21 protein-coding genes, 1 tRNA gene, 2 rRNA genes and 1 riboswitch are annotated in these 25,106 nt (G+C 55.1%); of the genes, 11 read left to right on the top strand and 13 right to left on the bottom strand.

Annotation, left to right across the window (positions count from 1 at the left end):
* Positions 1–10: 10 nt before the first annotated feature.
* The 10 genes from JTI98_RS06445 to JTI98_RS06490 form a co-directional block, all read right to left on the bottom strand.
* A complete protein-coding gene (locus tag JTI98_RS06445; protein WP_042998972.1) occupies positions 11–328 on the bottom strand; it encodes a PTS lactose/cellobiose transporter subunit IIA in 318 nt (105 codons plus the stop codon).
* 1 nt (position 329) lies between these two features.
* Positions 330–638: a PTS sugar transporter subunit IIB gene (locus JTI98_RS06450; protein ID WP_058587268.1), complete on the bottom strand. Its 309-nt coding sequence runs from the start codon at positions 636–638 to the stop codon at positions 330–332.
* A gap of 181 nt (positions 639–819) precedes the next feature.
* Positions 820–2,358, bottom strand: a complete 1,539-nt coding sequence (locus JTI98_RS06455; protein WP_058587267.1) for a sensor domain-containing diguanylate cyclase — start codon at positions 2,356–2,358, stop codon at positions 820–822.
* A gap of 343 nt (positions 2,359–2,701) precedes the next feature.
* Complete coding sequence (gene thiH / locus JTI98_RS06460; protein WP_044256803.1) at positions 2,702–3,835, bottom strand: 2-iminoacetate synthase ThiH; 1,134 nt, start codon at positions 3,833–3,835, stop codon at positions 2,702–2,704.
* A complete protein-coding gene (gene thiG / locus JTI98_RS06465) occupies positions 3,832–4,602 on the bottom strand; it encodes a thiazole synthase (protein WP_216082052.1) in 771 nt (256 codons plus the stop codon). Before thiG ends, thiH begins: the two co-directional genes overlap by 4 nt.
* Before the next feature lies 1 nt (position 4,603).
* Positions 4,604–4,804 carry a sulfur carrier protein ThiS gene (gene thiS / locus JTI98_RS06470; RefSeq protein WP_042998977.1) on the bottom strand — a complete coding sequence of 67 codons (201 nt, stop codon included), beginning with the start codon at positions 4,802–4,804 and terminating at the stop codon, positions 4,604–4,606.
* Positions 4,785–5,543 (bottom strand): HesA/MoeB/ThiF family protein, encoded by a 759-nt coding sequence (locus JTI98_RS06475; protein WP_216082053.1) that lies wholly within the window; start codon positions 5,541–5,543, stop codon positions 4,785–4,787. The genes thiS and JTI98_RS06475 overlap by 20 nt, the downstream gene beginning before the upstream one ends.
* Positions 5,536–6,171 (bottom strand): thiamine phosphate synthase, encoded by a 636-nt coding sequence (gene thiE, locus JTI98_RS06480; RefSeq protein WP_216082054.1) that lies wholly within the window; start codon positions 6,169–6,171, stop codon positions 5,536–5,538. The genes JTI98_RS06475 and thiE overlap by 8 nt, the downstream gene beginning before the upstream one ends.
* Positions 6,171–8,072, bottom strand: a complete 1,902-nt coding sequence (gene thiC / locus JTI98_RS06485; RefSeq protein ID WP_042998980.1) for a phosphomethylpyrimidine synthase ThiC — start codon at positions 8,070–8,072, stop codon at positions 6,171–6,173. Before thiC ends, thiE begins: the two co-directional genes overlap by 1 nt.
* Positions 8,073–8,157: 85 nt before the next feature.
* A riboswitch (TPP riboswitch) is annotated at positions 8,158–8,267 on the bottom strand.
* 50 nt (positions 8,268–8,317) lie between these two features.
* Complete coding sequence (locus JTI98_RS06490) at positions 8,318–8,806, bottom strand: Rsd/AlgQ family anti-sigma factor (RefSeq protein ID WP_042998981.1); 489 nt, start codon at positions 8,804–8,806, stop codon at positions 8,318–8,320.
* Between the two features lie 97 nt (positions 8,807–8,903).
* Between JTI98_RS06490 and nudC the strand changes: the two genes are divergently transcribed.
* The 6 genes from nudC to JTI98_RS06520 all read left to right on the top strand — a co-directional run bounded on the left by nudC (position 8,904) and on the right by JTI98_RS06520 (position 13,263).
* On the top strand, positions 8,904–9,677 hold the full coding sequence (gene nudC / locus JTI98_RS06495; protein ID WP_058587263.1) for an NAD(+) diphosphatase: 774 nt from the start codon (positions 8,904–8,906) through the stop codon (positions 9,675–9,677).
* Positions 9,678–9,718: 41 nt separating this feature from the next.
* Entirely contained in the window at positions 9,719–10,783 is a 1,065-nt protein-coding gene (gene hemE / locus JTI98_RS06500) for a uroporphyrinogen decarboxylase (protein ID WP_216082055.1), read from the top strand.
* Positions 10,784–10,792: 9 nt separating this feature from the next.
* On the top strand, positions 10,793–11,464 hold the full coding sequence (nfi, locus tag JTI98_RS06505) for a deoxyribonuclease V (RefSeq protein ID WP_216082056.1): 672 nt from the start codon (positions 10,793–10,795) through the stop codon (positions 11,462–11,464).
* A 41-nt stretch (positions 11,465–11,505) separates the two neighbouring features.
* The gene (locus JTI98_RS06510) at positions 11,506–12,096 is read left to right on the top strand and encodes a YjaG family protein (RefSeq protein ID WP_042998985.1); all 591 of its coding nucleotides are present in this window, start codon (positions 11,506–11,508) and stop codon (positions 12,094–12,096) included.
* Between the two features lie 186 nt (positions 12,097–12,282).
* Positions 12,283–12,555, top strand: coding sequence for a nucleoid-associated protein HU-alpha (gene hupA / locus JTI98_RS06515; protein WP_001044509.1), 273 nt, complete (start codon positions 12,283–12,285; stop codon positions 12,553–12,555).
* Between the two features lie 12 nt (positions 12,556–12,567).
* Complete coding sequence (locus tag JTI98_RS06520; RefSeq protein ID WP_043001799.1) at positions 12,568–13,263, top strand: DUF1481 domain-containing protein; 696 nt, start codon at positions 12,568–12,570, stop codon at positions 13,261–13,263.
* A 70-nt stretch (positions 13,264–13,333) separates the two neighbouring features.
* Here the strand turns inward: JTI98_RS06520 and zraP are convergent, their stop codons facing one another.
* Positions 13,334–13,768, bottom strand: coding sequence for a zinc resistance sensor/chaperone ZraP (zraP, locus tag JTI98_RS06525; protein WP_044268712.1), 435 nt, complete (start codon positions 13,766–13,768; stop codon positions 13,334–13,336).
* A 247-nt stretch (positions 13,769–14,015) separates the two neighbouring features.
* On the opposite strand from zraP, the gene zraS reads away from it, so the two are divergent.
* Positions 14,016–15,422 carry a two-component system sensor histidine kinase ZraS gene (gene zraS, locus JTI98_RS06530; protein ID WP_216082228.1) on the top strand — a complete coding sequence of 469 codons (1,407 nt, stop codon included), beginning with the start codon at positions 14,016–14,018 and terminating at the stop codon, positions 15,420–15,422.
* Complete coding sequence (gene zraR / locus JTI98_RS06535; protein WP_058587261.1) at positions 15,419–16,744, top strand: sigma-54-dependent response regulator transcription factor ZraR; 1,326 nt, start codon at positions 15,419–15,421, stop codon at positions 16,742–16,744. The genes zraS and zraR overlap by 4 nt, the downstream gene beginning before the upstream one ends.
* On the opposite strand, the gene purD is transcribed toward zraR, so the two are convergent.
* Complete coding sequence (gene purD / locus JTI98_RS06540; protein WP_044256815.1) at positions 16,741–18,030, bottom strand: phosphoribosylamine--glycine ligase; 1,290 nt, start codon at positions 18,028–18,030, stop codon at positions 16,741–16,743. The genes zraR and purD overlap by 4 nt on opposite strands.
* Before the next feature lie 11 nt (positions 18,031–18,041).
* On the bottom strand, positions 18,042–19,631 hold the full coding sequence (purH, locus tag JTI98_RS06545; protein ID WP_044326878.1) for a bifunctional phosphoribosylaminoimidazolecarboxamide formyltransferase/IMP cyclohydrolase: 1,590 nt from the start codon (positions 19,629–19,631) through the stop codon (positions 18,042–18,044).
* A 625-nt stretch (positions 19,632–20,256) separates the two neighbouring features.
* Between purH and JTI98_RS06550 the strand changes: the two genes are divergently transcribed.
* The 3 genes from JTI98_RS06550 to JTI98_RS06560 all read left to right on the top strand — a co-directional run bounded on the left by JTI98_RS06550 (position 20,257) and on the right by JTI98_RS06560 (position 25,062).
* Positions 20,257–21,798: ribosomal RNA gene (locus JTI98_RS06550) — 16S ribosomal RNA — on the top strand.
* 86 nt (positions 21,799–21,884) lie between these two features.
* Positions 21,885–21,960 (top strand) — tRNA-Glu (locus tag JTI98_RS06555).
* A gap of 196 nt (positions 21,961–22,156) precedes the next feature.
* Positions 22,157–25,062: ribosomal RNA gene (locus tag JTI98_RS06560) — 23S ribosomal RNA — on the top strand.
* Together the 16S and 23S rRNA genes with 1 tRNA gene alongside form the textbook arrangement of a ribosomal RNA operon.
* The last annotated feature ends 44 nt before the right edge of the window (positions 25,063–25,106 follow it).

Below are 25,106 nucleotides of genomic sequence, written 5' to 3' on the forward strand. Positions count from 1 at the left end.
GGCTTTTTTATCAGTTTGCCAGCGGGATTCGGCGATACAGTTCAATCATGTCACCTGCCAGATCCTGAATCACCATCGCGTTCATCAGATGGTCCTGCGAGTGGACGGTGATCAGATTCACCGGCAGCTTACCGGTCCCTTCATCGATCCCGATCAGTTGCGTCTGGATTTTATGCGCCAGTTTGACGTAATCGCGTGACTCTTCCATCGCCTGTTCGGCACCGGCAAAGTCACCTTTGCGGGCCAGTTGCAGGGCGGTCAATGCCTGGCTTCGTGCGGCTCCGGCATTAACCAGCAGTTCCATAATGATGGTTTCTAACTCTTCCATGTTAGTGCTCCATCAGCTTCAGGGCTTTTTCCAGCACGACATCGCCTTTCATCATGCCGTAATCCATCATGTCGATCACGGCGACTTTCTTACCGAGCGGATCGGCCAGCGCCTGCAATTTTGCCTGCTCATACTTGACCTGCGGGCCGAGCAGAACGATGTCCGCCGTGGCAATATTCTCTTTAAACTCTGCGACAGGCACAGCCTTGATCGTCACTTCGATCCCTTTCTTCTGAGCGGCATCTTTCATTCGTTGTACCAGCATGCTGGTGGACATACCGGCGGCACAGCATAAAACGATATTCTTCATAGTTCGCTCTCACGGTTCCATTGATACTTCATCTTTAGTCCGAGCGAGTGATGAGAACAACCGCCTTACCGCGAATGTGTGTAAAGCATCACAAAGAAATCGCACAAATAATGAAACCGGTTGCGGTTTTTCTCAAAATGAAAAAAAGCCCGTCGTAACGGGCGTTACAGAGAAGGGATGATCAGCGATTCGCGGCAATAATCCGGTTTTTTCCATCCTGTTTGGCTTTGTATAGCGCTTCATCTACACGCATGATCAGCTGTTCCTGCGCTTCCAGATTCCATTCCCCGAGTCCGGCGCTAAAGGTGACGTGCAGTCCCTCTTCACGCCATGAGCGCTGCGCGACCTCAATGCGCCAGCGTTCCAGTAGGGTATGCGCGTTGTTCAATTGCTCACCCGAGAACAGCACGGCAAACTCCTCACCGCCATAGCGATAGACAGAAACGGCGGCGGGTTGCATGATCTGAATCCCTTCGCGCGCGACGTTACGCAGGACGATGTCGCCATTCAAATGTCCCCAGGTATCATTGATGGATTTAAAGTTATCAATATCCACCAGTGCCAGGACGAACGGTTGGTGATCGTTCATCAGCGCGGCGATATCGCTGTCAAAAGCGCGGCGGTTTTTACAACCGGTCAGGGCATCAATGGTCGCCTGTCGAACGTAAGCCAGTTCGCGCTCCTTATTGGACTCGATAGCTTTGCTCAGCATTGCTTCAAGGCGCGGCGCGCGTTTCACATCGCCGGTCTTGATTGCGTTGATGATATTCATCAGCACCGTGCGTGAAGCGTGGCGTAGATAGAGACCAAACAGCGCAATGATGATCGCCGCAAGGGCAAATCCCCAGACGACAATGTTGGTCTCATGACGTGTCAGATCGACGAGGGTTGTATCTGAAACCCGATAAATCACAAACCAGTCCGGGTTGGTGAACGAATAGTAGTAGTACCAGTCCTGAGTGTCCGGGTCGTACAGATTTCCTTCACCGCTGGTCATCCGGCTCATGGTTTTTTTACTGACATACTGTTTAAACAGCGCGCCTGTATCTGGATGCAGTACCACTTTTCCATCACGGTCGACCACATAGAACTCGCCCTGCACAGGAGCCACCATCTGGCGCAATGCGTAACCCATTGACGTCAGATCAAGATGAAACGCAATCGTACCTTTCATTTTCCCTTCGGGAGAGATGACCGGTTTGTAGATCGTCACCGTAGGGTGGTGCGTAAAATAGTCAATGTAGGGGGCGGTATAGTTGCTAAACGTACTAGCTTCAGCCTGATCCATAAACCAGGGACGCGATTTCACGTCGAATGTTTTGCTGCGTTCGGTATTTAGCACCTGGGGCGCGCGCAGGTAATGGCCTTCTATATCTACCAATGAGATCGAGGAGACTGACGGCATCAGCGTCTGCAATTGCATGATGGTTTTCAGACCCTGTTCCGGGTCAAGGTTAACCGTGTCGTTCAGGTGGTCATTACGAGAAAAGTAGGTCGCCGCCCGACCAAGGATATAATCATTTTCGCGTAGCAAAGACTCGGTATAGTTCACCGCCAGGTTATGGGTGAAATTCCGATTAATGCCATGATAATCTTCAAGAAAATCATTCTTCTGCGTAAAAGTAATGAATAAGGCGATCAACAAAAAGCTGAGTATGATCCCCGTAAAGCTCACCAATATTGGCGTCGTGAATGAAAGTTTTCTGTTATGACGTGCCATTACTGTACTTATCCAGAAAGTGTAAATCCCGAAGAGAAGTGCGAAGTGAAGCCAACAATGTGGCTCTGCATATCAGGAAGAATGTAGGCAATTATAATCTCGCTGATATAAGTCGAGGTGATTTATCTTAAGAAGTGTACACCCCAGTGGCCATTTTTGGCTGAAATTGGTGTTTTATCTCGCTGATTTCTGTGAAGGCAGGGCGAAACGAGGAAGAAGCTCTTCGCCCTGGACAGCGTTAAGGCTGACGGTGATACGTTAAAAAAGTGAGAGGCTAACAACAACCTCACGTTTTCTCTCTTTCGTCGCGGCTCGTAAAATGGTTACCCGTTTGCAAGACGGTTCATCGCCTTTGCGAAGCGCGCCCCAGATACGCATCCCAGTCTTTCCATACCGGCTGAAGCCCCTGCGCGGAAAGTGCATCGGCGACAGTTTCGGGACGGCGGTTGTCATGTGGCGCGAACTGTTCCAGTTCAGGATGATTGTCCGCATACCCGCCAGGCTGGGTTTTCGAGAACGCGCTGACGTTGTTAATCGCCAGCGGGATCACGTGGTCTCGAAACCAGGGCGACTCCCGCGTCGACAACGACAGCTCAATTTCCGGTGCCAGCAGACGGAACGCGCAAATGGTTTGTACCAGTTGGCGCTCATCCATGATTGAGGCGGGCTCAATACCGCCAGCGCACGGACGCAGGCGCGGGAACGAAATCGAGTAACGGCTTTGCCAGTAGTGCTGCTGAAGCCACAGCAAATGCTCTGCAACCATATAGCAGTCCACCCGCCAGTTGTCGGAAAGACCAATCAGCGCCCCGAGGCCGATTTTGTCGATACCGGCGCGCCCCAGTCGGTCCGGGGTTTCCAGCCGCCAGAAGAAATCCTGTTTTTTCCCCTTCAGATGGTGCTGCGCGTACATCGCGTCGTGATACGTTTCCTGATAGACCATCACGCCGTCGAGTCCCAGCGTTTTCAGTTCGGCATATTCCGCCTCGGCTAACGGTTGAACTTCCATCTGTAATGACGAAAACTGCTGGCGAATGGTGGGCAAGTGGCGACGGAAATAGTCCATTCCGACCTTTGCCTGATGCTCGCCGGTGACCAGCAGGAGATGTTCGAAACCCAGCTCGCGGATCGCCGCACACTCCCGGATAATGTCCGTTTCATTCAGCGTCTTGCGCTTGATGCGGTTACTCATCGAAAAACCGCAGTAGGTACAGTCGTTAGCGCACAGATTGGAGAGATACAGCGGGACGTAAAAACTCACCGTATTGCCGAAGCGCTGGCGGGTCAGCGTCTGCGCCCGCTGTGCCAGCGGTTCAAGGTATGCGCTCGCGGCAGGTGACAGCAGTGCCATCATATCGTCGCGGCTGGGGTGGGGGGCATTTAGCGCCCGCTCAACGTCAGCGGACGTTTTGCTGTTGATGCGCAGGCGGATGTCGTCCCAGTCGAGTTGCTGCCAGCGGTCGGTGAACGTTTTCATACCGGGATCTCCAGAAAACCGGTCAGTGGGCTGGTGGCCTGCGCCTGACGGCTGCGACTACCCGGTCCTGCCTGACGCGCCAGAAGGCCGGCTTCTACCGCCAGACGGAAAGCGCGGGCCATCATCACCGGATCGTCCGCCACGGCAATCGCCGTATTCACCAGCACGGCGTCCGCGCCCATTTCCAGCGCCTGCGTGGCGTGGCTGGGTACGCCGATTCCGGCATCCACCACGACCGGAACGGTGGACTGCTGGTTAATAATCTCCAGCATGGCCCGGGTTTCCAGCCCCTGATTAGAGCCAATCGGCGCGCCGAGCGGCATCACTGCCGCACAGCCCACCTCTTCCAGTCGTTTACACAGCACCGGATCCGCACCGCAGTAAGGCAGCACCACAAATCCTTGTTTTACCAGTGCCTCGGCGGCTTTCAGCGTTTCAATGGGGTCCGGCAGCAACCAGCGCGCATCGGGATGAATTTCCAGCTTCAGCCAATGGGTACCGAGCGCCTCGCGCGCAAGCTGTGCGGCAAAGATTGCCTCTTCTGCCGTTTTCGCCCCGGAGGTGTTGGGCAACAGCGTGACGCCCGCGTCGATAAGAGGAGCCAGGATGGCGTCATTTTGCTGGCGCAAATCCACACGCTTCATGGCCAGCGTCACCAGTTGGCTACCGGAGGCGCGGATCGCGTCAATCATTAATGCTGGTGATGCAAACTTACCCGTGCCCGTGAACAGATGCGAATCAAACGTTTTATCTGCAATTCGTAACATTTCAACCCCCTGCGATAACCTGAAAAAGCAGGATCTGGTCGCCTTCCTGCACGATGTGCTGCTCCCACTGCTCGCGGGGCAGGATCTGTTGATTCAGCGCCAGTGCGGCGCCGGGTTTTAACTGATTCAATTGCGTCAGCAGTGTATGCACGGAGAGTCCTTCTGCACACTGCATTGGCTCATCATTGAACTGTATTCGCATGTCGCCCTCCACACACTGGGCACCCGCTGGCGCGGCGTAATGCCAGGCTGCGCCACTGGCTGGTTTTGCCGTCAAACAGGCGCAATTCGCCGCCGGGTATCTCCATACCGCTTAGGAGCTTGATTGCCTCGAGTGCCTGCAGGGTCCCCATCATCCCGACGACGGGGCCGACAACGCCTGCGGTACGGCAATTGCGTTCGGGTTCCGCGTCATCCGGCCATAAGCAGCGATAGCAGCCTTGTGACCAGGGCGGCGTCAACACCATCAACTGGCCGCCAAAACCGACCGCGCTGGCGGTGATCAGCGGGGTATCGAGCGCCACGCAGGCGGCGTTAATTTCCTGACGCGTCGCCATGTTGTCGGTGCAGTCGAGCACGACATCCGCTTGCGCCACTGCATGCCTGAGCGCCTCTCCACTCAGACGCTGCGTCAGCGAGAGCAGTTCGATATCCGGATTGAGTCGTGCCAGCCGCTGCTGTGCAACCTGCGATTTAGCGCGGGCAATGTCATCCGTGGTGAACAGGATCTGCCGCTGCAGGTTGCTGAGATGAACCTCATCGTCGTCAGCCAGCACCAGCGTGCCGACACCGGCTCCTGCCAGATACAGCGCGGTCGGTGAGCCTAATCCGCCCAGCCCGACGATCAGCACACGGCTGGCAAGCAGCTTTTGCTGACCGTCAATGGCGATATCGCCCAGCAGGATCTGACGGCTATAGCGCATAAAGTCACGGTCATTCATCGCCTGCTCCTGCTATCGCCAGCAATTGCGCGGTGGCCGCCCGCCAGTCTTCGGCCTGGGTAATGGCGCTGACCACCGCAATACTCCCTACACCAGTCGCCAGCACGGCGGGTGCGCGCTCCAGGCTGATACCGCCAATGGCGACGGTAGGGTAATCATTCAGACGATTGATATGCCGTGCGAGTTGTTCCAGCCCCTGCGGCGCGGACGGCATCTGCTTAGTCTGCGTCGGGAAAACGTGGCCCAGCGCGATGTAGGAGGGACGTGCCGCCAGCGCTACGTCGATCTCCATATCGTCGTGTGTCGAGACGCCCAGGCGTAATCCCGCCGCCTGAATCGCCTTCAGTTCGGTGGTTTCCAGATCTTCCTGACCCAGATGCACGCCATAGGCGCGATGTCTGATCGCCAGCCGCCAGTAATCGTTAATAAACAGACGGGCGTTGTATTTCCGCCCCAGTTCGATGGCGGCCACCACATCGGCTTCCACCTCTTCATCACGCTTGTCTTTTATGCGCAACTGGAGCGTACGCACGCCCGCATCCAGTAGGCGTTCAATCCACGTTACGCTGTCGACTACCGGATAGAGGCCCAGGCGAAAAGGAACCGTTGGGAAATCGGGTTGAATCATCAGACTTCCTCCCGTTTGAGGTAGATTTCTCCGCCTTTGGCGCGGAAGGTGTCTGACATATCCGCCATCCCCACTTCGATGGTCTGCGCGGCGGCGTAGTCACGGACTTCCTGACTGATTTTCATTGAGCAGAATTTCGGGCCGCACATGGAGCAGAAGTGCGCGACTTTGCCGGATTCCTGCGGCAGGGTTTCATCGTGGTAAGCGCGGGCGGTAAACGGATCGAGCGCCAGATTAAACTGGTCTTCCCAGCGGAATTCAAAGCGCGCTTTGGACATCGCGTTATCACGGATTTGCGCCCCCGGATGCCCTTTCGCCAGATCGGCGGCATGGGCGGCAATCTTGTAGGTAATCAGCCCCTGTTTCACATCTTCTTTGTTTGGCAGGCCAAGGTGTTCTTTCGGGGTGACATAGCAGAGCATCGCGCAGCCAAACCAGCCGATCATCGCTGCGCCAATTCCCGAGGTGAAATGGTCGTAACCCGGTGCGATATCAGTGGTCAGCGGGCCTAAGGTGTAGAATGGCGCTTCATGACAGTGATCCAGCTCTTCGGTCATATTGCGACGGATCATCTGCATCGGCACGTGGCCCGGGCCTTCAATCATCACCTGCACATCGTATTCCCAGGCGATCTTCGTCAGTTCCCCCAGCGTATGCAGCTCCGAGAATTGCGCCTCGTCATTGGCATCCTGAAGGGAACCCGGACGCAGGCCATCGCCGAGCGACAACGACACGTCATAGGCAGCGCAGATTTCACAAATCTCGCGGAAGTGCTGGAAGAGGAAGTTCTCTTTGTGATGAGAGAGACACCATTTTGCCATAATGGACCCTCCGCGCGAGACAATCCCTGTCAGGCGTTTCGCGGTCATCGGCACATAGCGCAGCAGCACTCCGGCATGAATGGTGAAGTAGTCCACCCCCTGTTCGGCCTGCTCCAGCAGCGTATCGCGGAAGGCTTCCCACGTCAGATCTTCGGCGATCCCGTTGACCTTCTCCAGCGCCTGGTAGATCGGAACGGTACCGATCGGCACCGGGCTGTTGCGCAGGATCCATTCGCGGGTTTCATGGATATAGCGACCGGTGGAGAGGTCCATTACGGTGTCCGCTCCCCAGCGCGTTGACCACACCAGTTTCTCCACTTCTTCTTCGATGGAGGAGGTGACGGCAGAGTTGCCGATATTGGCGTTCACCTTCACCAGGAAATTACGCCCGATAATCATCGGTTCCGATTCCGGGTGATTGATGTTGGCGGGGATGATAGCTCGTCCAGCGGCCACTTCATCACGCACAAATTCCGGCGTGATGTTCTCCGGCAGGCGTGCGCCAAATCCTTCACCCGGATGCTGCTGGCGTAACACTTCACTGCGGATGCGTTCACGGCCCATGTTTTCACGAATGGCGATAAACTCCATTTCCGGGGTGACGATACCCTGGCGCGCGTAGTGCAGTTGCGTCACGCATTTGCCTGCTTTCGCGCGTTTTGGCGTCAGCAAACCGGTGAAACGCAGTTCATCCAGACCGTCGTCGGCCAGACGTTCTTTGGTATAGACAGAGCTGCGGTCAGTTAAGGCTTCGCTGTCGTTACGCGCATCAATCCACGGCTGGCGCAGCTTTGTCAGCCCCTGCTGGACGTTAATTGCCACATCCGGATCACCATACGGACCGGAGGTGTCGTACACCGGAATCGCTTCGTTCTCTTCAAACTGCGGTTCCGCTTTGCTGCCGCCGATGAGCGTCGGGCTAAGCTGAATTTCCCGCATCGGGACGCGAAGATCGTGTTGTGAACCGGTGATGTAGATCCGTTTTGAGTTCGGGAAGGCTGTGCCTTCCAGCGTATCGATAAAGTGTTGTGCTTGCGCGCGCTGTTCGCGGCGGGACAATTTAGGGGTAGTTGCAGACATAGCTCATTCCAAAAAAGTAAGGAGATGGCTTGTCAGACGACGGATGAGTAATAGGTGTGCGACGCCCGTTAAGGCTTACGCATAAAGCAGAATTACTCTTGTTCCCTTCGCAGGTTTTAACCTGATCAGGTTCCGCGGATCCCGAATTAACGGTCTCAGCCGGTGTTTTCACACCAGGCACTCCGACAAGATGTAACCTCTGATAAGAGGCAATAGGGGTAAACTACGCGTTCTGTGCGCCGAACTCAAGCAGGACGTTTGATGACCGCATTGTCATGCATGGCGTCAAAGACCAGCATGATCAGCTTATCTTCCAGCGCAAATCGGGCTTCCAGCGCTTCGCCGAGATCGGATAAAACCTGTTGAAACTCCAGGCAGTTATCGTGATCAATCGCCGTTTCCAGACTGGAGTCATAGTAGTCCATGATGCGTTGTGTGTTAGCTTCCAGTAGCGGCCAAATTTTTGTCGCTTTTAAAAGCTGCCCGTTACCTTCCAATTTATGCAGAATACGTTCATAAATACTGAAGTGTCCGGTGGAGAGGTAGTCGACCAGGCTCTGACAAAAATCATCCAGCGCTTTTTCATTCAGTTGCATGTACGATTCTTTGCCAGGCTTAATGCCAACCAGATTGTAGTAAGCCACGAGCAGATGCTTACGTACATGTAGCCAGCGATCAACCAGTTTGTTACTTCCTCTGACGCGCTCTGTCAGGTCTTCCAGCTGGTTTAGCATGATTGACTCCGCAAGTGTAGATTTAAAAACTGCTCACGCAGGAATTGTAAAAATAATGTTATCAACATGCCAGTGAAGCAAAGGTAGTGCAAGAGCTATGGATCGTATAATTGAAAAATTAGATCACGGCTGGTGGATCGTCAGCCATGAGCAAAAATTATGGTTGCCTCATGGCGAATTGCCACACGGCGATGCGGCAACTTTCGATCTTGTCGGGCAGCCAGCGCTGCAAATCGGAGAGTGGGAAGGGGAGCCTGTCTGGCTGGTGCAACAGCATCGACGTCACGAGATGGGATCGGTTCGTCAGGTGATCGATCAGGATGTAGGGCTATTTCAACTGGCGGGGCGCGGAGTACAGCTAGCGGAATTCTACCGCTCACATAAATTCTGTGGCTACTGCGGGCACCCGATGCATCCGAGTAAAACCGAGTGGGCGATGCTCTGTACCCACTGCCGTGAACGTTACTATCCGCAAATCGCCCCCTGCATTATCGTCGCCATTCGCCGTGAGGATTCGATCCTGCTTGCCCAACACGTTCGTCATCGTAACGGCGTACATACCGTACTTGCCGGATTTGTTGAGGTGGGCGAAACCCTGGAACAGGCGGTGGCACGTGAGGTGATGGAAGAGAGTGGCATTAAAATTAAAAACCTGCGCTATATCACCTCGCAGCCGTGGCCTTTCCCGATGTCGCTGATGACTGCGTTTATGGCGGAGTATGACAGCGGCGAGATTGTCATCGACCCGAAAGAGCTGCTGGAGGCTAACTGGTATCGCTACGATGATTTACCGCTCCTGCCGCCGCCAGGCACCGTCGCACGGCGTCTGATCGAAGATACCGTGGCAATGTGTCGGGCTGAGTATGAATGACATGATACACTGACGGCCTGACGCAATAAGGAACTGCAAAAATGACCGAACTGAAGAACGATCGTTATCTGCGTGCGCTGCTGCGCCAGCCCGTTGATGTCACCCCGGTATGGATGATGCGCCAGGCGGGCCGCTATTTACCGGAATATAAAGCCACCCGCGCAGAGGCGGGCGATTTTATGTCGCTGTGCAAAAATGCCGAGCTGGCCTGCGAAGTGACGCTCCAGCCGCTGCGCCGTTATCCGCTTGATGCGGCGATCCTCTTCTCGGATATCCTGACCATTCCGGATGCGATGGGGCTGGGGCTCTGGTTTGAGGCGGGTGAAGGTCCGCGTTTTACTGCACCGGTCGCCTGCAAAGCCGATGTCGACAAACTGCCGGTTCCCGATCCGGAAGATGAACTGGGCTACGTGATGAACGCGGTACGCACGATTCGTCGCGAGCTAAAAGGTGATGTGCCGCTGATTGGCTTCTCCGGCAGTCCGTGGACGCTGGCGACCTACATGGTGGAAGGCGGAAGCAGCAAAGCCTTTACCGTGATTAAAAAGATGATGTATGCCGACCCGAAAACGCTGCATGCGCTACTTGATAAGCTGGCGAAGAGCGTCACGCTGTATCTGAATGCTCAAATCAAGGCGGGCGCGCAGTCGGTGATGATTTTCGACACCTGGGGTGGCGTGCTGACCGGACGCGATTATCAGCAGTTCTCGCTGTATTACATGCACAAAATCGTTGATGGCCTGCTGCGTGAAAACGACGGTCGCCGCGTGCCGGTGACGCTGTTTACTAAAGGTGGCGGACAGTGGCTGGAAGCGATGGCGGAAACCGGCTGCGATGCGCTCGGGCTCGACTGGACCACCGATATTGCCGATGCACGTCGTCGCGTGGGACACAAGGTCGCTTTACAGGGCAACATGGATCCTTCCATGCTCTATGCGCCTGCGGCGCGGATCGAAGAAGAAGTGGCGTCTATACTTTCTGGTTTCGGCCAGGGGGAAGGCCACGTCTTTAACCTCGGTCACGGCATCCACCAGGACGTGCCGCCAGAACATGCTGGCGCCTTTGTGGAGGCGGTGCACCGGCTGTCCGCGCAATACCACCGCTAAGGAGACCTTATGGACCTCGCGTCGCTACGCGCTCAACAACTTGAACTGGCCTCATCTGTAATCCGCGTGGATCAACTTGATAACGATCCGCCGGCTCTGATCGGCGGGGCCGACGTGGGGTTTGAACAGGGCGGAGAGGTGACGCGGGCGGCGATGGTTGTGCTGAAATATCCCTCGCTGGAACTGGTGGAATACAAAGTGGCGCGCATCGCCACCACCATGCCTTATATCCCCGGCTTTCTCTCCTTCCGTGAATATCCCGCGTTGCTGGCAGCGTGGGAGCAACTCTCGCAAAAACCCGATTTGCTCTTTGTGGATGGTCACGGTATTTCCCATCCGCGCCGTCTCGGCGTGGCCAGCCATTTCGGACTGTTGGTGGATGTGCCGACCATTGGTGTGGCGAAAAAACGATTGTGCGGCAAGTTCGAACCACTCTCTGCTGAACCTGGCGCACTGGCGCCGCTGATGGACAAAGGTGAGCAACTGGCATGGGTCTGGCGCAGCAAAGCGCGCTGTAATCCGCTGTTTATCGCTACGGGCCATCGTGTCGGGTTGGACAGCGCCCTGGCGTGGGTGCAGCGCTGTATGAAAGGCTACCGCCTGCCGGAGCCAACCCGCTGGGCGGATGCGGTGGCATCGGAACGTCCGGCGTTTATGCGATGGCAGGAAATTCAGCCCTGATTGCGGTACACTGCCGCTAATTTCTGATTCGAGAATTCATCATGTTACAAAACCCGATTCATCTGCGTCTGGAACGTCTGGAAAGCTGGCAGCACGTCACGTTTATGGCCTGCCTGTGTGAGCGCATGTACCCGAACTATGCCATGTTCTGCCAACAGACCGGGTTTGGCGACGGACAGGTGTACCGCCGTATTCTGGACCTGATCTGGGAAACGCTGACGGTCAAAGACGCGAAAGTGAATTTCGACAGCCAACTGGAGAAGTTTGAAGAAGCGATCCCGGCGGCAGACGATTATGACTTGTATGGGGTTTATCCGGCCATTGATGCCTGCGTGGCGTTAAGCGAGCTGGTTCATTCCCGTTTGAGCGGTGAGACGCTGGAACACGCCATTGAAGTCAGCAAGACGTCCATCACTACGGTTGCGATGCTGGAAATGACCCAGGCAGGTCGAGAAATGAGCGATGAAGAGCTCAAAGATAACCCGGCGGTGGAGCAAGAGTGGGATATTCAGTGGGAAATATTCCGACTTTTAGCTGACTGTGAAGAACGCGACATTGAGCTGATAAAAGGGCTTAGAGCAGACCTGCGTGAGGCTGGCGAGAGCAATATCGGTATAAATTTGCAGCAGTAAGACACGAAAACGTGATTTAACTTCTGAATTGTCGTACCTGAAGGCTTCCCTTCCGCCCCCCGTCTGGTCTACATTTGGAGGGCGAAAAAAAGTGGCTATCGGTGCGTGTATGCAGGAGAGTGCTTTTCTGGCATTTCCGTCGCACTCGATGCTTAGCAAGCGATAAACACATTGTAAGGATAACTTATGAACAAGACTCAACTGATTGATGTAATTGCAGACAAAGCAGAACTGTCCAAAACCCAGGCTAAAGCTGCTCTGGAATCCACTCTGGCTGCTATTACTGAGTCTCTGAAAGAAGGCGATGCTGTACAACTGGTTGGTTTCGGTACCTTCAAAGTGAACCACCGTGCTGAGCGCACTGGCCGCAACCCGCAGACCGGTAAAGAAATCAAAATCGCCGCAGCTAACGTACCGGCGTTTGTTTCTGGTAAAGCACTGAAAGACGCAGTTAAGTAAGACCGCGTGGCTGTGAACAGTTTTAATGAAGGGGCGGCTTCGCCCCTTTCGTCTGTCTGGCGTCGCACGTTGACGTTAGCAGGCGTGCTGTTGCTAACGGCCTGTAGCCATAACGCCTCTCTTCCGCCGTTTACCGCCAGTGGGTTTGCTGACAACCAGGGTGCGGTGCGTATCTGGCGTAAAGACGCATCAGACGGCGTCCATATGCTTTCGGTGTTCAGTCCGTGGCGTAATGGCAGTACCACAACCAGCGAGTACCGCTGGCAGGGTGATTCCCTTTCACTGATAGAACTCAATATTTATGGCGAACCGCCGGAGCATATCCGCGTGCGTTTTGACGATCGCGGCGAGTTGAGCTTTATGCAGCGCGAAGTCGATGGTCATAAACAGCAGTTGTCGAACGACCAAATCGAATTGTACCGTTACCGTGCCGAGCAGATCCGCCAGACCAGCGATGCATTGCGACAGGGGCGGGTGGTCTTGCGTCAGGGACGCTGGCATGCCGCTGAACGTACGGTTACCACCTGCGAAGGCGAGACGATTAAACCGGATTTAGATGCCTGGGCGATGAGTCACATTGAGCGCCGCCAGAGCCATTCATCTGTTGACGTCAGCGTGGCATGGCTGGAGGCGCCCGAAGGGTCACAGCTTCTGCTGGTGGCGAATTCCGACTTCTGCCACTGGCAGCCAAAAGAAAAAACGTTTTGATGGGGGCCGGATGGCGGCCTACATCAGACATTCTGTAGGCCTGATAAGCGACGCGCCATCAGGCAAAACATTACCAGTGTCCCATTCCCATGTGGCCGCCACGACCACCGCATCCGCCGTAACCCATCCCCATACCGCCAGGGACACCGGCCTGAGCCATGGCAACATCCCGTTTTACCCGTTGTTCATCCAGTGACTGTCTTAAGGATTCCATCTCTTTCGCCACCGCATTGATTTTGGCGGTATCCGGCGGATTCGTCGCTAACAGCGCGTTGTATTCATAGCGTTTGGACATCAGTTGTTGGCGTAGGGCGTTAGTCTGGTTGTAAAAGTCATTATGGATTTTTTGCGCGGCAGCCTGCTGCTCTGCGCTCAGTCCACTGCCATTTTGTTGCCACATGCCGCCGCCGTTCCCCCAGTGATGCCGCGCCAGGGCGGGGCTGGAGCCCAGCACCATCAAAGAGAGGGCGATCAGCGCCAGGCCTGCTTTCGTGTTCCGTTTCATCATTTATCCTCCTGTGGGTGGTCTTATCTTCTGTATTGCATCTTCCGTGCCAGACTGATTCTTCCCGCCCGGCGCGGGTTCTGGCGATGCACAGGCCAGCAAAGCGAGTAAAAATGACTCGCCGGAAGGACGCAGTGGGTCATTTTTACCCGGCGTTGTCGGCAGTTTGTGTGGCAAGACCGGGATACGAGCCGCGAAAAGTGGCATGATTTCTGCTGAAAAGAAGGGATTGAGTCACTCAGAGCTGATGAGAATGATGCGAGAACATAAGGATACGGTAGCCCGATGGTTGAGCGGGGTGCTACCCGCCATCATCCTGATTCTGGTTGGGCTATTTGCCGTGATGGTGATCCGTGATTACGGGCGTGAAAGTGACGCAGCGCGGCAGACGCTGCTGGAAAAAGGTAGTGTGCTAATCCGTGCACTGGAGTCGGGGACGCGCGTCGGGATGGGCATGCGGATGCATCATGCTCAGCAGCAAACGCTGCTCGAAGAGATGGCGGGGCAGCCAGGCGTGCTGTGGTTTGCCGTGACCGATGCGCAGGGCAACGTTGTCATGCACAGCGATCCTGCCCTGGTCGGGAAAACGCTCTACTCGCCAGCAGAGATGCACACATTACACCCAGGAGAAGAGGCGCGCTGGCGTGCGCTTGACGCGACGGATGCGCAGGGGCAGACCGTTCCGGCGCTGGAGATCTATCGTCAGTTCCAGCCGCTGTTTTTCCCTGGACGACACGGGATGCGTGGGTTGTCGCGTGGTAATGGCGCAATGCCGGGTTCTGCTCATCAGTTCATTTTTATCGCCTTTGATGCCAGTGAGTTGGCCGTGACGCAGGCGCGTGAGTGGCGTAATACGCTGATTATGCTTTTCGCGCTGACCACCGTGCTGCTGGCGACCCTCCTGACGTTTTTCTGGTACCGGCGATACCTGCGTTCTCGCCAGCTGTTGCAGGATGAGATGAACCGTAAAGAGAAGCTGGTGGCGATCGGGCATCTGGCCGCAGGCGTCGCGCATGAGATTCGAAATCCGCTCTCTTCCATCAAAGGACTGGCAAAGTACTTTGCTGAACGCGCGCCAGCGGGCGGTGAAGCGCATGAACTGGCGCAGGTGATGGCGAAAGAGGCCGATCGTTTAAACCGGGTGGTCAGTGAACTGCTGGAACTGGTGAAGCCCGCGCACTTGTCCTTGCAGTCGGTGGATCTCAATGCGGTAATTGACCACTCTCTGCAACTGGTCAGCCAGGACGCGCAGAGTCGGGCGATTGAGCTGCAATTTGTGTCTGACCCTGCACTGCCGCCCATTCAGGCTGACCCGGACCGGCTGACGCAGGTGTTGCTGAATCTTTATCTGAACGCGATTCATGCCATCGATCGGCAGGGAAGCATCCGCGTTGAGGCAAGCACAAGCGGAGCCGATCGCGTTAAAATCACCGTTGCAGACAGCGGGAAAGGGATTGCGGCGGAACAGCTGGCCGCCATTTTCACCCCTTATTTCACGACGAAAGCGGACGGTACGGGACTGGGGCTGGCGGTGGTACAGAACATCATTGAACAGCATGGCGGGACGATCCAGGCGGATAGCCTGCCAGGTAAAGGCGCAACGTTCACCCTCTGGCTCCCGGTGACGTTAACACGTAAGGATTCACAAGGATGATTCGCGCAAAGATCGATATTCTGGTGGTGGATGACGACGTCAGCCACTGCACTATTTTACAGGCATTACTGCGAGGATGGGGCTATGACGTCGCGCTGGCCTACAGCGGGCGAGCCGCACTCGAGCAGGTGCGTGAACACGTCTTTGACCTCGTGTTGTGCGATGTACGCATGGCGGAGATGGACGGCATCGAAACGCTGAAAGAGATCAAGACGCTGAACCCGGCAATTCCGGTGCTGATCATGACGGCGTTTTCCAGCGTGGAGACGGCGGTAGAGGCGCTAAAAACCGGCGCGCAGGATTACTTAATCAAACCGTTGGATTTTGACAATCTGCAAACGACGCTGGAAAACGCGCTGGCGCATACGCGAGCATCCGCTAGCGAGCTGCCGTCAGTTTCCGCCTCGCAGTTTGGGATGGTCGGCGAAAGCCCGGCGATGCAGCAACTGCTGAGTGAAATTGCGATGGTTGCGCCTTCCGATGCAACGGTATTGATTCATGGAGATTCTGGCACCGGGAAAGAGCTGGTGGCGCGCGCGCTGCATGCCTGCAGTGAGCGGAGCGACAAACCGCTGATAACGTTGAACTGCGCGGCGCTCAACGAGTCGCTACTGGAATCTGAGCTGTTCGGTCATGAAAAAGGCGCATTTACCGGTGCCGACAAGCGCCGGGAAGGGCGTTTTGTCGAAGCCGATGGCGGCACGCTGTTTCTTGATGAGATTGGTGATATCTCGCCGATGATGCAGGTGCGGTTACTGCGGGCGATTCAGGAACGCGAAGTTCAGCGTGTGGGCAGCAACCAGACGATCTCGGTCGATGTCCGCCTGATTGCCGCGACTCATCGCGATCTGGCACAAGAGGTGCAAGCCGGACGTTTTCGTCAGGATCTCTACTATCGCCTGAACGTAGTGACCATTGAAACGCCGTCGCTGCGTCAGCGGCGGGAAGATATCCCCCTGTTGGCTGACCACTTTCGCCAGCGGTTTGCTGAACGTAACCGTAAGGCGGTGAAAGGGTTTACCCCACGGGCGATGGATCTGCTGATTCACTACGACTGGCCGGGGAATATCCGTGAGCTGGAAAATGCAATTGAGCGTTCAGTGGTCCTGCTGACCGGAGAGTATATTTCTGAGCGCGAGCTGCCGCTGGCGATCGCGAGTCAGCCCCTGCCGCTCATGACGGAGCAGGCCATTCAGCCGCTGGTGGAAGTCGAAAAAGAGGTGATTCTGGCGGCGCTGGAAAAAACGGGCGGCAACAAAACGGAAGCCGCCCGTCAGCTAGGGATTACGCGAAAGACGCTGCTGGCGAAACTGTCGCGTTAGTTCTGTTCACGCTCAATGGCGCGCCAGCCGATGTCTTTACGGCAAAAACAGTCGTCCCAGTGGATATCGGTCATTAAGGCATAGGCGCGTTTCTGCGCCTCTGCCACCGTATCCCCCAGCGCAGTGACGCACAGCACGCGACCACCGCTGGTGATAACCTGCTCGTTATCGTCCAGTCGGGTGCCGGCGTGGAACACTTTGCCATCTGCCACTTCTTCCAATGGCAAACCGTGGATCACGTCGCCGGTGCGATAATCGCCAGGATAACCGCCCGCTGCCATCACCACGCCAAGCGAGGCGCGATCATCCCACTCTGATTTTTGCTCGTCCAGTTTGCCTTCGCAGGCAGCAAGGCAAAGCTCAACCAGATCGGATTTCATACGCAGCATGATGGGCTGGGTTTCCGGATCGCCAAAGCGGCAGTTAAATTCGATCACCTTCGGATTGCCCTGTTTGTCGATCATCAGACCGGCATACAGGAAACCGGTATAGGTGTTACCTTCTGCCGCCATGCCTTTGACGGTTGGCCAGATGATGCGTTCCATCGTGCGCTGGTGGACGTCATCCGTCACCACCGGCGCCGGAGAATAGGCACCCATCCCGCCGGTGTTCAGGCCGGTATCACCATCGCCTACGCGCTTATGATCCTGACTGGTCGCCATTGGCAAGACGTGCTCGCCGTCGACCATCACGATAAAGCTGGCTTCTTCGCCGTCGAGGAACTCTTCAATCACGATGCGATGACCCGCGTCGCCAAACGCGTTGCCAGCCAGCATATCATGTACGGCGGCTTCGGCTTCTTCCAGCGTCATTGCGACAATCACACCCTTACCGGCAGCCAGACCGTCAGCCTTAATGACGATCGGCGCGCCTTTCTCACGCAGATAAGCGAGAGCTGGTTCGATCTCCGTAAAGTTCTGATATTCGGCCGTCGGGATCTGGTGACGTGCAAGGAAATCTTTGGTGAACGCTTTGGAACCTTCCAGTTGTGCCGCGCCTGCGGTTGGACCGAAGATTTTCAGGCCCGCCGCACGGAAGGTATCGACCACGCCTTTCACCAGCGGCGCTTCCGGGCCGACGATCGTCAGGTCAATCTTTTCACTCTGGGCAAAGTTCAGCAGTGCCGGAATATCGGTTGCGCCGATCGCGACGTTTTGCAGCGTCGGTTCCAGCGCGGTGCCGGCGTTACCCGGTGCAACAAATACGGTTGCCACTGTTGGTGACTGAGCGGCTTTCCACGCCAGAGCGTGCTCGCGCCCGCCGTTTCCGATAACTAATACTTTCATGTTTCGCTCCATTAATGGCGGAAGTGGCGCATGTCGGTGAAGATCATCGCAATGCCGTGTTCGTCAGCGGCGGCAATGACTTCATCATCACGGATGGAACCGCCTGGCTGGATCACGCAGCTCACGCCAACAGCGGCAGCAGCATCAATACCATCGCGGAACGGGAAGAAGGCGTCGGACGCCATCGCGGAACCTTTCACTTCCAGACCTTCATCCGCGGCTTTGATCCCGGCAATTTTAGCGGAGTAGACGCGGCTCATCTGGCCTGCGCCAATACCGATAGTCATGTTCTCTTTGGCGTAAACAATGGCGTTGGATTTAACGAACTTCGCGACTTTCCAGCAGAACAGCGCGTCGCGCAGTTCCTGTTCGGTCGGCTGGCGCTTCGTCACCACGCGCAGCTCACCGGCAGTGACCATACCCAGATCGCGATCCTGTACCAGCAGACCGCCGTTAACACGTTTGAAGTCCAGGCCCGGCACGCGCTCAGCCCACTGACCGCAGGTCAGAACGCGCACGTTTTGCTTGGCAGCGGTGATTTTCAGCGCCTCATCGGTCGCTGATGGAGCGATGATCACTTCGACAAACTGACGGGAGATGATGGCCTGCGCCGTTTCAGCATCCAGTTCGCGGTTAAAGGCGATGATGCCGCCGAAGGCAGATGTTGGGTCGGTTTTGTAGGCGCGATCGTAGGCATCCAGAATAGAGGTGCTTACGGCAACGCCGCATGGGTTCGCGTGCTTGACGATAACGCAGGCTGGCTCGCTGAACTCTTTCACACATTCCAGCGCGGCGTCGGTATCGGCGATGTTGTTATAGGAGAGCGCTTTGCCCTGAACCTGCTGAGCGGTTGCAACGGAGGCTTCTTGTACGTTCTCTTCTATATAGAAGGCAGCCTGCTGGTGGCTGTTTTCACCGTAGCGCATATCCTGCTTCTTAATGAAGTTCAGGTTCAGCGTCCGCGGGAAGCGACCCGCGGCGTCTTTGCTTTCGCCGTGATAGGCCGGAACCATGCTGCCAAAATAGTTGGCAATCATACTGTCGTAAGCGGCGGTGTGTTCGAAGGCTTTAATCGCGAGGTCGAAACGGGTATCGAGGGTCAAAGAACCGTCGTTGGCATCCATCTCTTCAATAATGGCGTCGTAGTCGCTGCTCTTTACAACGATTGCGACATCTTTATGGTTCTTTGCGGCAGAGCGCACCATTGTCGGCCCGCCGATGTCAATGTTCTCTACAGCATCTTCCAGTGAGCAGCCTTCGCGGGCAACGGTCTGGGCGAACGGATAAAGGTTAACAACCACCATGTCGATGGGGGCGATGCCGTGCTGTTCCATAATCCCGTCATCCTGACCGCGACGACCGAGAATGCCGCCGTGTACTTTAGGATGCAGGGTTTTGACGCGTCCATCCATCATTTCCGGGAAACCGGTGTAATCGGAAACTTCGGTCACCGGCAGACCTTTCTCTGCTAACAGACGGGCAGTGCCCCCTGTCGACAGCAGATCCACACCACGTGCGGAAAGTGCCTGGGCGAATTCGACGATACCAGCTTTGTCAGAAACACTGAGCAGAGCGCGGCGGACTGGACGACGTTGTTGCATGGTAAATCCCCTGGATTTGACGATAACAGAGAGCGTTAGCTGAATTTTTCGTGAAAAACTTAGCTAACGCCCCTAACGGGGCATCCTTGTTTTGCGGGGGCATTGTAACGAAAACGTTTGCGCAACGCTCGCGAATTTTTCTTTTTCGATTCTGGTTCTGATTTTCTCTCTATATAGATCGTTAACGGCAGGGAAGATCCGCTCAAAGATCCCGACGATTGTGGATAAGTCTGTGTGTAAAAGGGTATAAGGTGGGGGTTTGCTGGGGAATGCAGCAGTCAGTCATTTTTCTGCAACTTTTCTATTGCGGATGCTCGGGAACTCCCTATAATGCGCCTCCATCGACACGGCGGATGTGAATCACTTCACACAAACAGCCGGTTCGGTTGAAGAGAAAAATCCTGAAAATCAGGGTTGACTCTGAAAGAGGAAAGCGTAATATACGCCACCTCGCGACAGAGCGCTAAAGCGCGTCGCAACTGCTCTTTAACAATTTATCAGACAATCTGTGTGGGCACTCAGAGTGACATGGATTCTTAACGTCGCAAGACGAAAAATGAATACCAAGTCTCAAAGAGTGAACACGTAATTCATTACGACGTTTAATTCTAGGAGCATCAAACTTAAATTGAAGAGTTTGATCATGGCTCAGATTGAACGCTGGCGGCAGGCCTAACACATGCAAGTCGAACGGTAACAGGAAGCAGCTTGCTGCTTTGCTGACGAGTGGCGGACGGGTGAGTAATGTCTGGGAAACTGCCCGATGGAGGGGGATAACTACTGGAAACGGTAGCTAATACCGCATAATGTCGCAAGACCAAAGAGGGGGACCTTCGGGCCTCTTGCCATCGGATGTGCCCAGATGGGATTAGCTAGTTGGTGAGGTAACGGCTCACCAAGGCGACGATCCCTAGCTGGTCTGAGAGGATGACCAGCCACACTGGAACTGAGACACGGTCCAGACTCCTACGGGAGGCAGCAGTGGGGAATATTGCACAATGGGCGCAAGCCTGATGCAGCCATGCCGCGTGTATGAAGAAGGCCTTCGGGTTGTAAAGTACTTTCAGCGGGGAGGAAGGTGNNNNGGTTAATAACCTTAGCCATTGACGTTACCCGCAGAAGAAGCACCGGCTAACTCCGTGCCAGCAGCCGCGGTAATACGGAGGGTGCAAGCGTTAATCGGAATTACTGGGCGTAAAGCGCACGCAGGCGGTCTGTCAAGTCGGATGTGAAATCCCCGGGCTCAACCTGGGAACTGCATTCGAAACTGGCAGGCTTGAGTCTCGTAGAGGGGGGTAGAATTCCAGGTGTAGCGGTGAAATGCGTAGAGATCTGGAGGAATACCGGTGGCGAAGGCGGCCCCCTGGACGAAGACTGACGCTCAGGTGCGAAAGCGTGGGGAGCAAACAGGATTAGATACCCTGGTAGTCCACGCCGTAAACGATGTCTATTTGGAGGTTGTGCCCTTGAGGCGTGGCTTCCGGAGCTAACGCGTTAAATAGACCGCCTGGGGAGTACGGCCGCAAGGTTAAAACTCAAATGAATTGACGGGGGCCCGCACAAGCGGTGGAGCATGTGGTTTAATTCGATGCAACGCGAAGAACCTTACCTGGTCTTGACATCCACAGAACTTGGCAGAGATGCCTTGGTGCCTTCGGGAACTGTGAGACAGGTGCTGCATGGCTGTCGTCAGCTCGTGTTGTGAAATGTTGGGTTAAGTCCCGCAACGAGCGCAACCCTTATCCTTTGTTGCCAGCGGTCCGGCCGGGAACTCAAAGGAGACTGCCAGTGATAAACTGGAGGAAGGTGGGGATGACGTCAAGTCATCATGGCCCTTACGACCAGGGCTACACACGTGCTACAATGGCATATACAAAGAGAAGCGACCTCGCGAGAGCAAGCGGACCTCATAAAGTATGTCGTAGTCCGGATTGGAGTCTGCAACTCGACTCCATGAAGTCGGAATCGCTAGTAATCGTGGATCAGAATGCCACGGTGAATACGTTCCCGGGCCTTGTACACACCGCCCGTCACACCATGGGAGTGGGTTGCAAAAGAAGTAGGTAGCTTAACCTTCGGGAGGGCGCTTACCACTTTGTGATTCATGACTGGGGTGAAGTCGTAACAAGGTAACCGTAGGGGAACCTGCGGTTGGATCACCTCCTTACCTTAAAGAACCTGCCTTTGTAGTGCCCACACAGATTGTCTGATGAAAAGTAAAAAGCAAGGCGTCTTGCCGAAGCAGACTTCAGTGTCCCCTTCGTCTAGAGGCCCAGGACACCGCCCTTTCACGGCGGTAACAGGGGTTCGAATCCCCTAGGGGACGCCACTTGCTGGTTTGTGTGAGTGAAAGTCGCCGGCCTTTGTATCTCAAAACTGACTCAGCGAGTCATGTTTGAGATATTTGCTCTTTAAAAATCTGGATCAAGCTGAAAATTGAAACGACACACTGTTAATGGTGTGTTCGAGTCTCTCAAATTTTCGCAACATGATGATGAATCGAAAGAAACATCTTCGGGTTGTGAGGTTAAGCGACTAAGCGTACACGGTGGATGCCCTGGCAGTCAGAGGCGATGAAGGACGTGCTAATCTGCGAAAAGCGTCGGTAAGGTGATATGAACCGTTATAACCGGCGATGTCCGAATGGGGAAACCCAGTGCAATTCGTTGCACTATCGTTAACTGAATCCATAGGTTAACGAGGCGAACCGGGGGAACTGAAACATCTAAGTACCCCGAGGAAAAGAAATCAACCGAGATTCCCCCAGTAGCGGCGAGCGAACGGGGAGCAGCCCAGAGCCTGAATCAGCATGTGTGGTAGTGGAACGGTCTGGAAAGGCCGGCGATACAGGGTGACAGCCCCGTACACAAAATTGCATGTNNTGTGAGCTCGATGAGTAGGGCGGGACACGTGGTATCCTGTCTGAATATGGGGGGACCATCCTCCAAGGCTAAATACTCCTGACTGACCGATAGTGAACCAGTACCGTGAGGGAAAGGCGAAAAGAACCCCGGCGAGGGGAGTGAAAAAGAACCTGAAACCGTGTACGTACAAGCAGTGGGAGCCTCTTTATGGGGTGACTGCGTACCTTTTGTATAATGGGTCAGCGACTTATATTCTGTAGCAAGGTTAACCGAATAGGGGAGCCGAAGGGAAACCGAGTCTTAACTGGGCGTTAAGTTGCAGGGTATAGACCCGAAACCCGGTGATCTAGCCATGGGCAGGTTGAAGGTTGGGTAACACTAACTGGAGGACCGAACCGACTAATGTTGAAAAATTAGCGGATGACTTGTGGCTGGGGGTGAAAGGCCAATCAAACCGGGAGATAGCTGGTTCTCCCCGAAAGCTATTTAGGTAGCGCCTCGTGAATTCATCTCCGGGGGTAGAGCACTGTTTCGGCTAGGGGGCCATCCCGGCTTACCAACCCGATGCAAACTGCGAATACCGGAGAATGTTACCACGGGAGACACACGGCGGGTGCTAACGTCCGTCGTGAAGAGGGAAACAACCCAGACCGCCAGCTAAGGTCCCAAAGTCATGGTTAAGTGGGAAACGATGTGGGAAGGCTCAGACAGCCAGGATGTTGGCTTAGAAGCAGCCATCATTTAAAGAAAGCGTAATAGCTCACTGGTCGAGTCGGCCTGCGCGGAAGATGTAACGGGGCTAAACCATGCACCGAAGCTGCGGCAGCGACACGAAGTGTTGTTGGGTAGGGGAGCGTTCTGTAAGCCTGTGAAGGTGTGCTGTGAGGCATGCTGGAGGTATCAGAAGTGCGAATGCTGACATAAGTAACGATAAAGCGGGTGAAAAGCCCGCTCGCCGGAAGACCAAGGGTTCCTGTCCAACGTTAATCGGGGCAGGGTGAGTCGACCCCTAAGGCGAGGCCGAAAGGCGTAGTCGATGGGAAACAGGTTAATATTCCTGTACCAGGTGTTACTGCGAAGGGGGGACGGAGAAGGCTATGTTGGCCGGGCGACGGTTGTCCCGGTTTAAGCGTGTAGGTGTGTGTTCCAGGTAAATCCGGTTCACTTTAACACTGAGGCGTGATGACGAGGCACTACGGTGCTGAAGCAACAAATGCCCTGCTTCCAGGAAAAGCCTCTAAGCATCAGGTAACATCAGATCGTACCCCAAACCGACACAGGTGGTCAGGTAGAGAATACCAAGGCGCTTGAGAGAACTCGGGTGAAGGAACTAGGCAAAATGGTGCCGTAACTTCGGGAGAAGGCACGCTGATATGTAGGTGAAGCGATTTACTCGTGGAGCTGAAATCAGTCGAAGATACCAGCTGGCTGCAACTGTTTATTAAAAACACAGCACTGTGCAAACACGAAAGTGGACGTATACGGTGTGACGCCTGCCCGGTGCCGGAAGGTTAATTGATGGGGTTATCCGTAAGGAGAAGCTCTTGATCGAAGCCCCGGTAAACGGCGGCCGTAACTATAACGGTCCTAAGGTAGCGAAATTCCTTGTCGGGTAAGTTCCGACCTGCACGAATGGCGTAATGATGGCCAGGCTGTCTCCACCCGAGACTCAGTGAAATTGAACTCGCTGTGAAGATGCAGTGTACCCGCGGCAAGACGGAAAGACCCCGTGAACCTTTACTATAGCTTGACACTGAACACTGGTCCTTGATGTGTAGGATAGGTGGGAGGCTTTGAAGCGCGGACGCCAGTTCGTGTGGAGCCGCCCTTGAAATACCACCCTTTAATGGCTGGTGTTCTAACGTGGGCCCGTAATCCGGGTTGCGGACAGTGTCTGGTGGGTAGTTTGACTGGGGCGGTCTCCTCCTAAAGAGTAACGGAGGAGCACGAAGGTTAGCTAATCCTGGTCGGACATCAGGAGGTTAGTGCAAAGGCATAAGCTAGCTTGACTGCGAGCGTGACGGCGCGAGCAGGTGCGAAAGCAGGTCTTAGTGATCCGGTGGTTCTGAATGGAAGGGCCATCGCTCAACGGATAAAAGGTACTCCGGGGATAACAGGCTGATACCGCCCAAGAGTTCATATCGACGGCGGTGTTTGGCACCTCGATGTCGGCTCATCACATCCTGGGGCTGAAGTAGGTCCCAAGGGTATGGCTGTTCGCCATTTAAAGTGGTACGCGAGCTGGGTTTAGAACGTCGTGAGACAGTTCGGTCCCTATCTGCCGTGGGCGCTGGAGAATTGAGGGGGGCTGCTCCTAGTACGAGAGGACCGGAGTGGACGCATCACTGGTGTTCGGGTTGTCATGCCAATGGCACTGCCCGGTAGCTAAATGCGGAAGAGATAAGTGCTGAAAGCATCTAAGCACGAAACTTGCCCCGAGATGAGTTCTCCCTGACCCTTTAAGGGTCCTGAAGGAACGTTGAAGACGACGACGTTGATAGGCCGGGTGTGTAAGCGCAGCGATGCGTTGAGCTAACCGGTACTAATGAACCGTGAGGCTTAACCTTACAACGCCGAAGCTGTTTTGGCGGATTGAGAGAAAATTTTCAGC

It is taken from the genome of Citrobacter sp. MGH 55, from assembly GCF_016906145.1.
Lineage (GTDB): Bacteria > Pseudomonadota > Gammaproteobacteria > Enterobacterales > Enterobacteriaceae > Citrobacter_A > Citrobacter_A amalonaticus.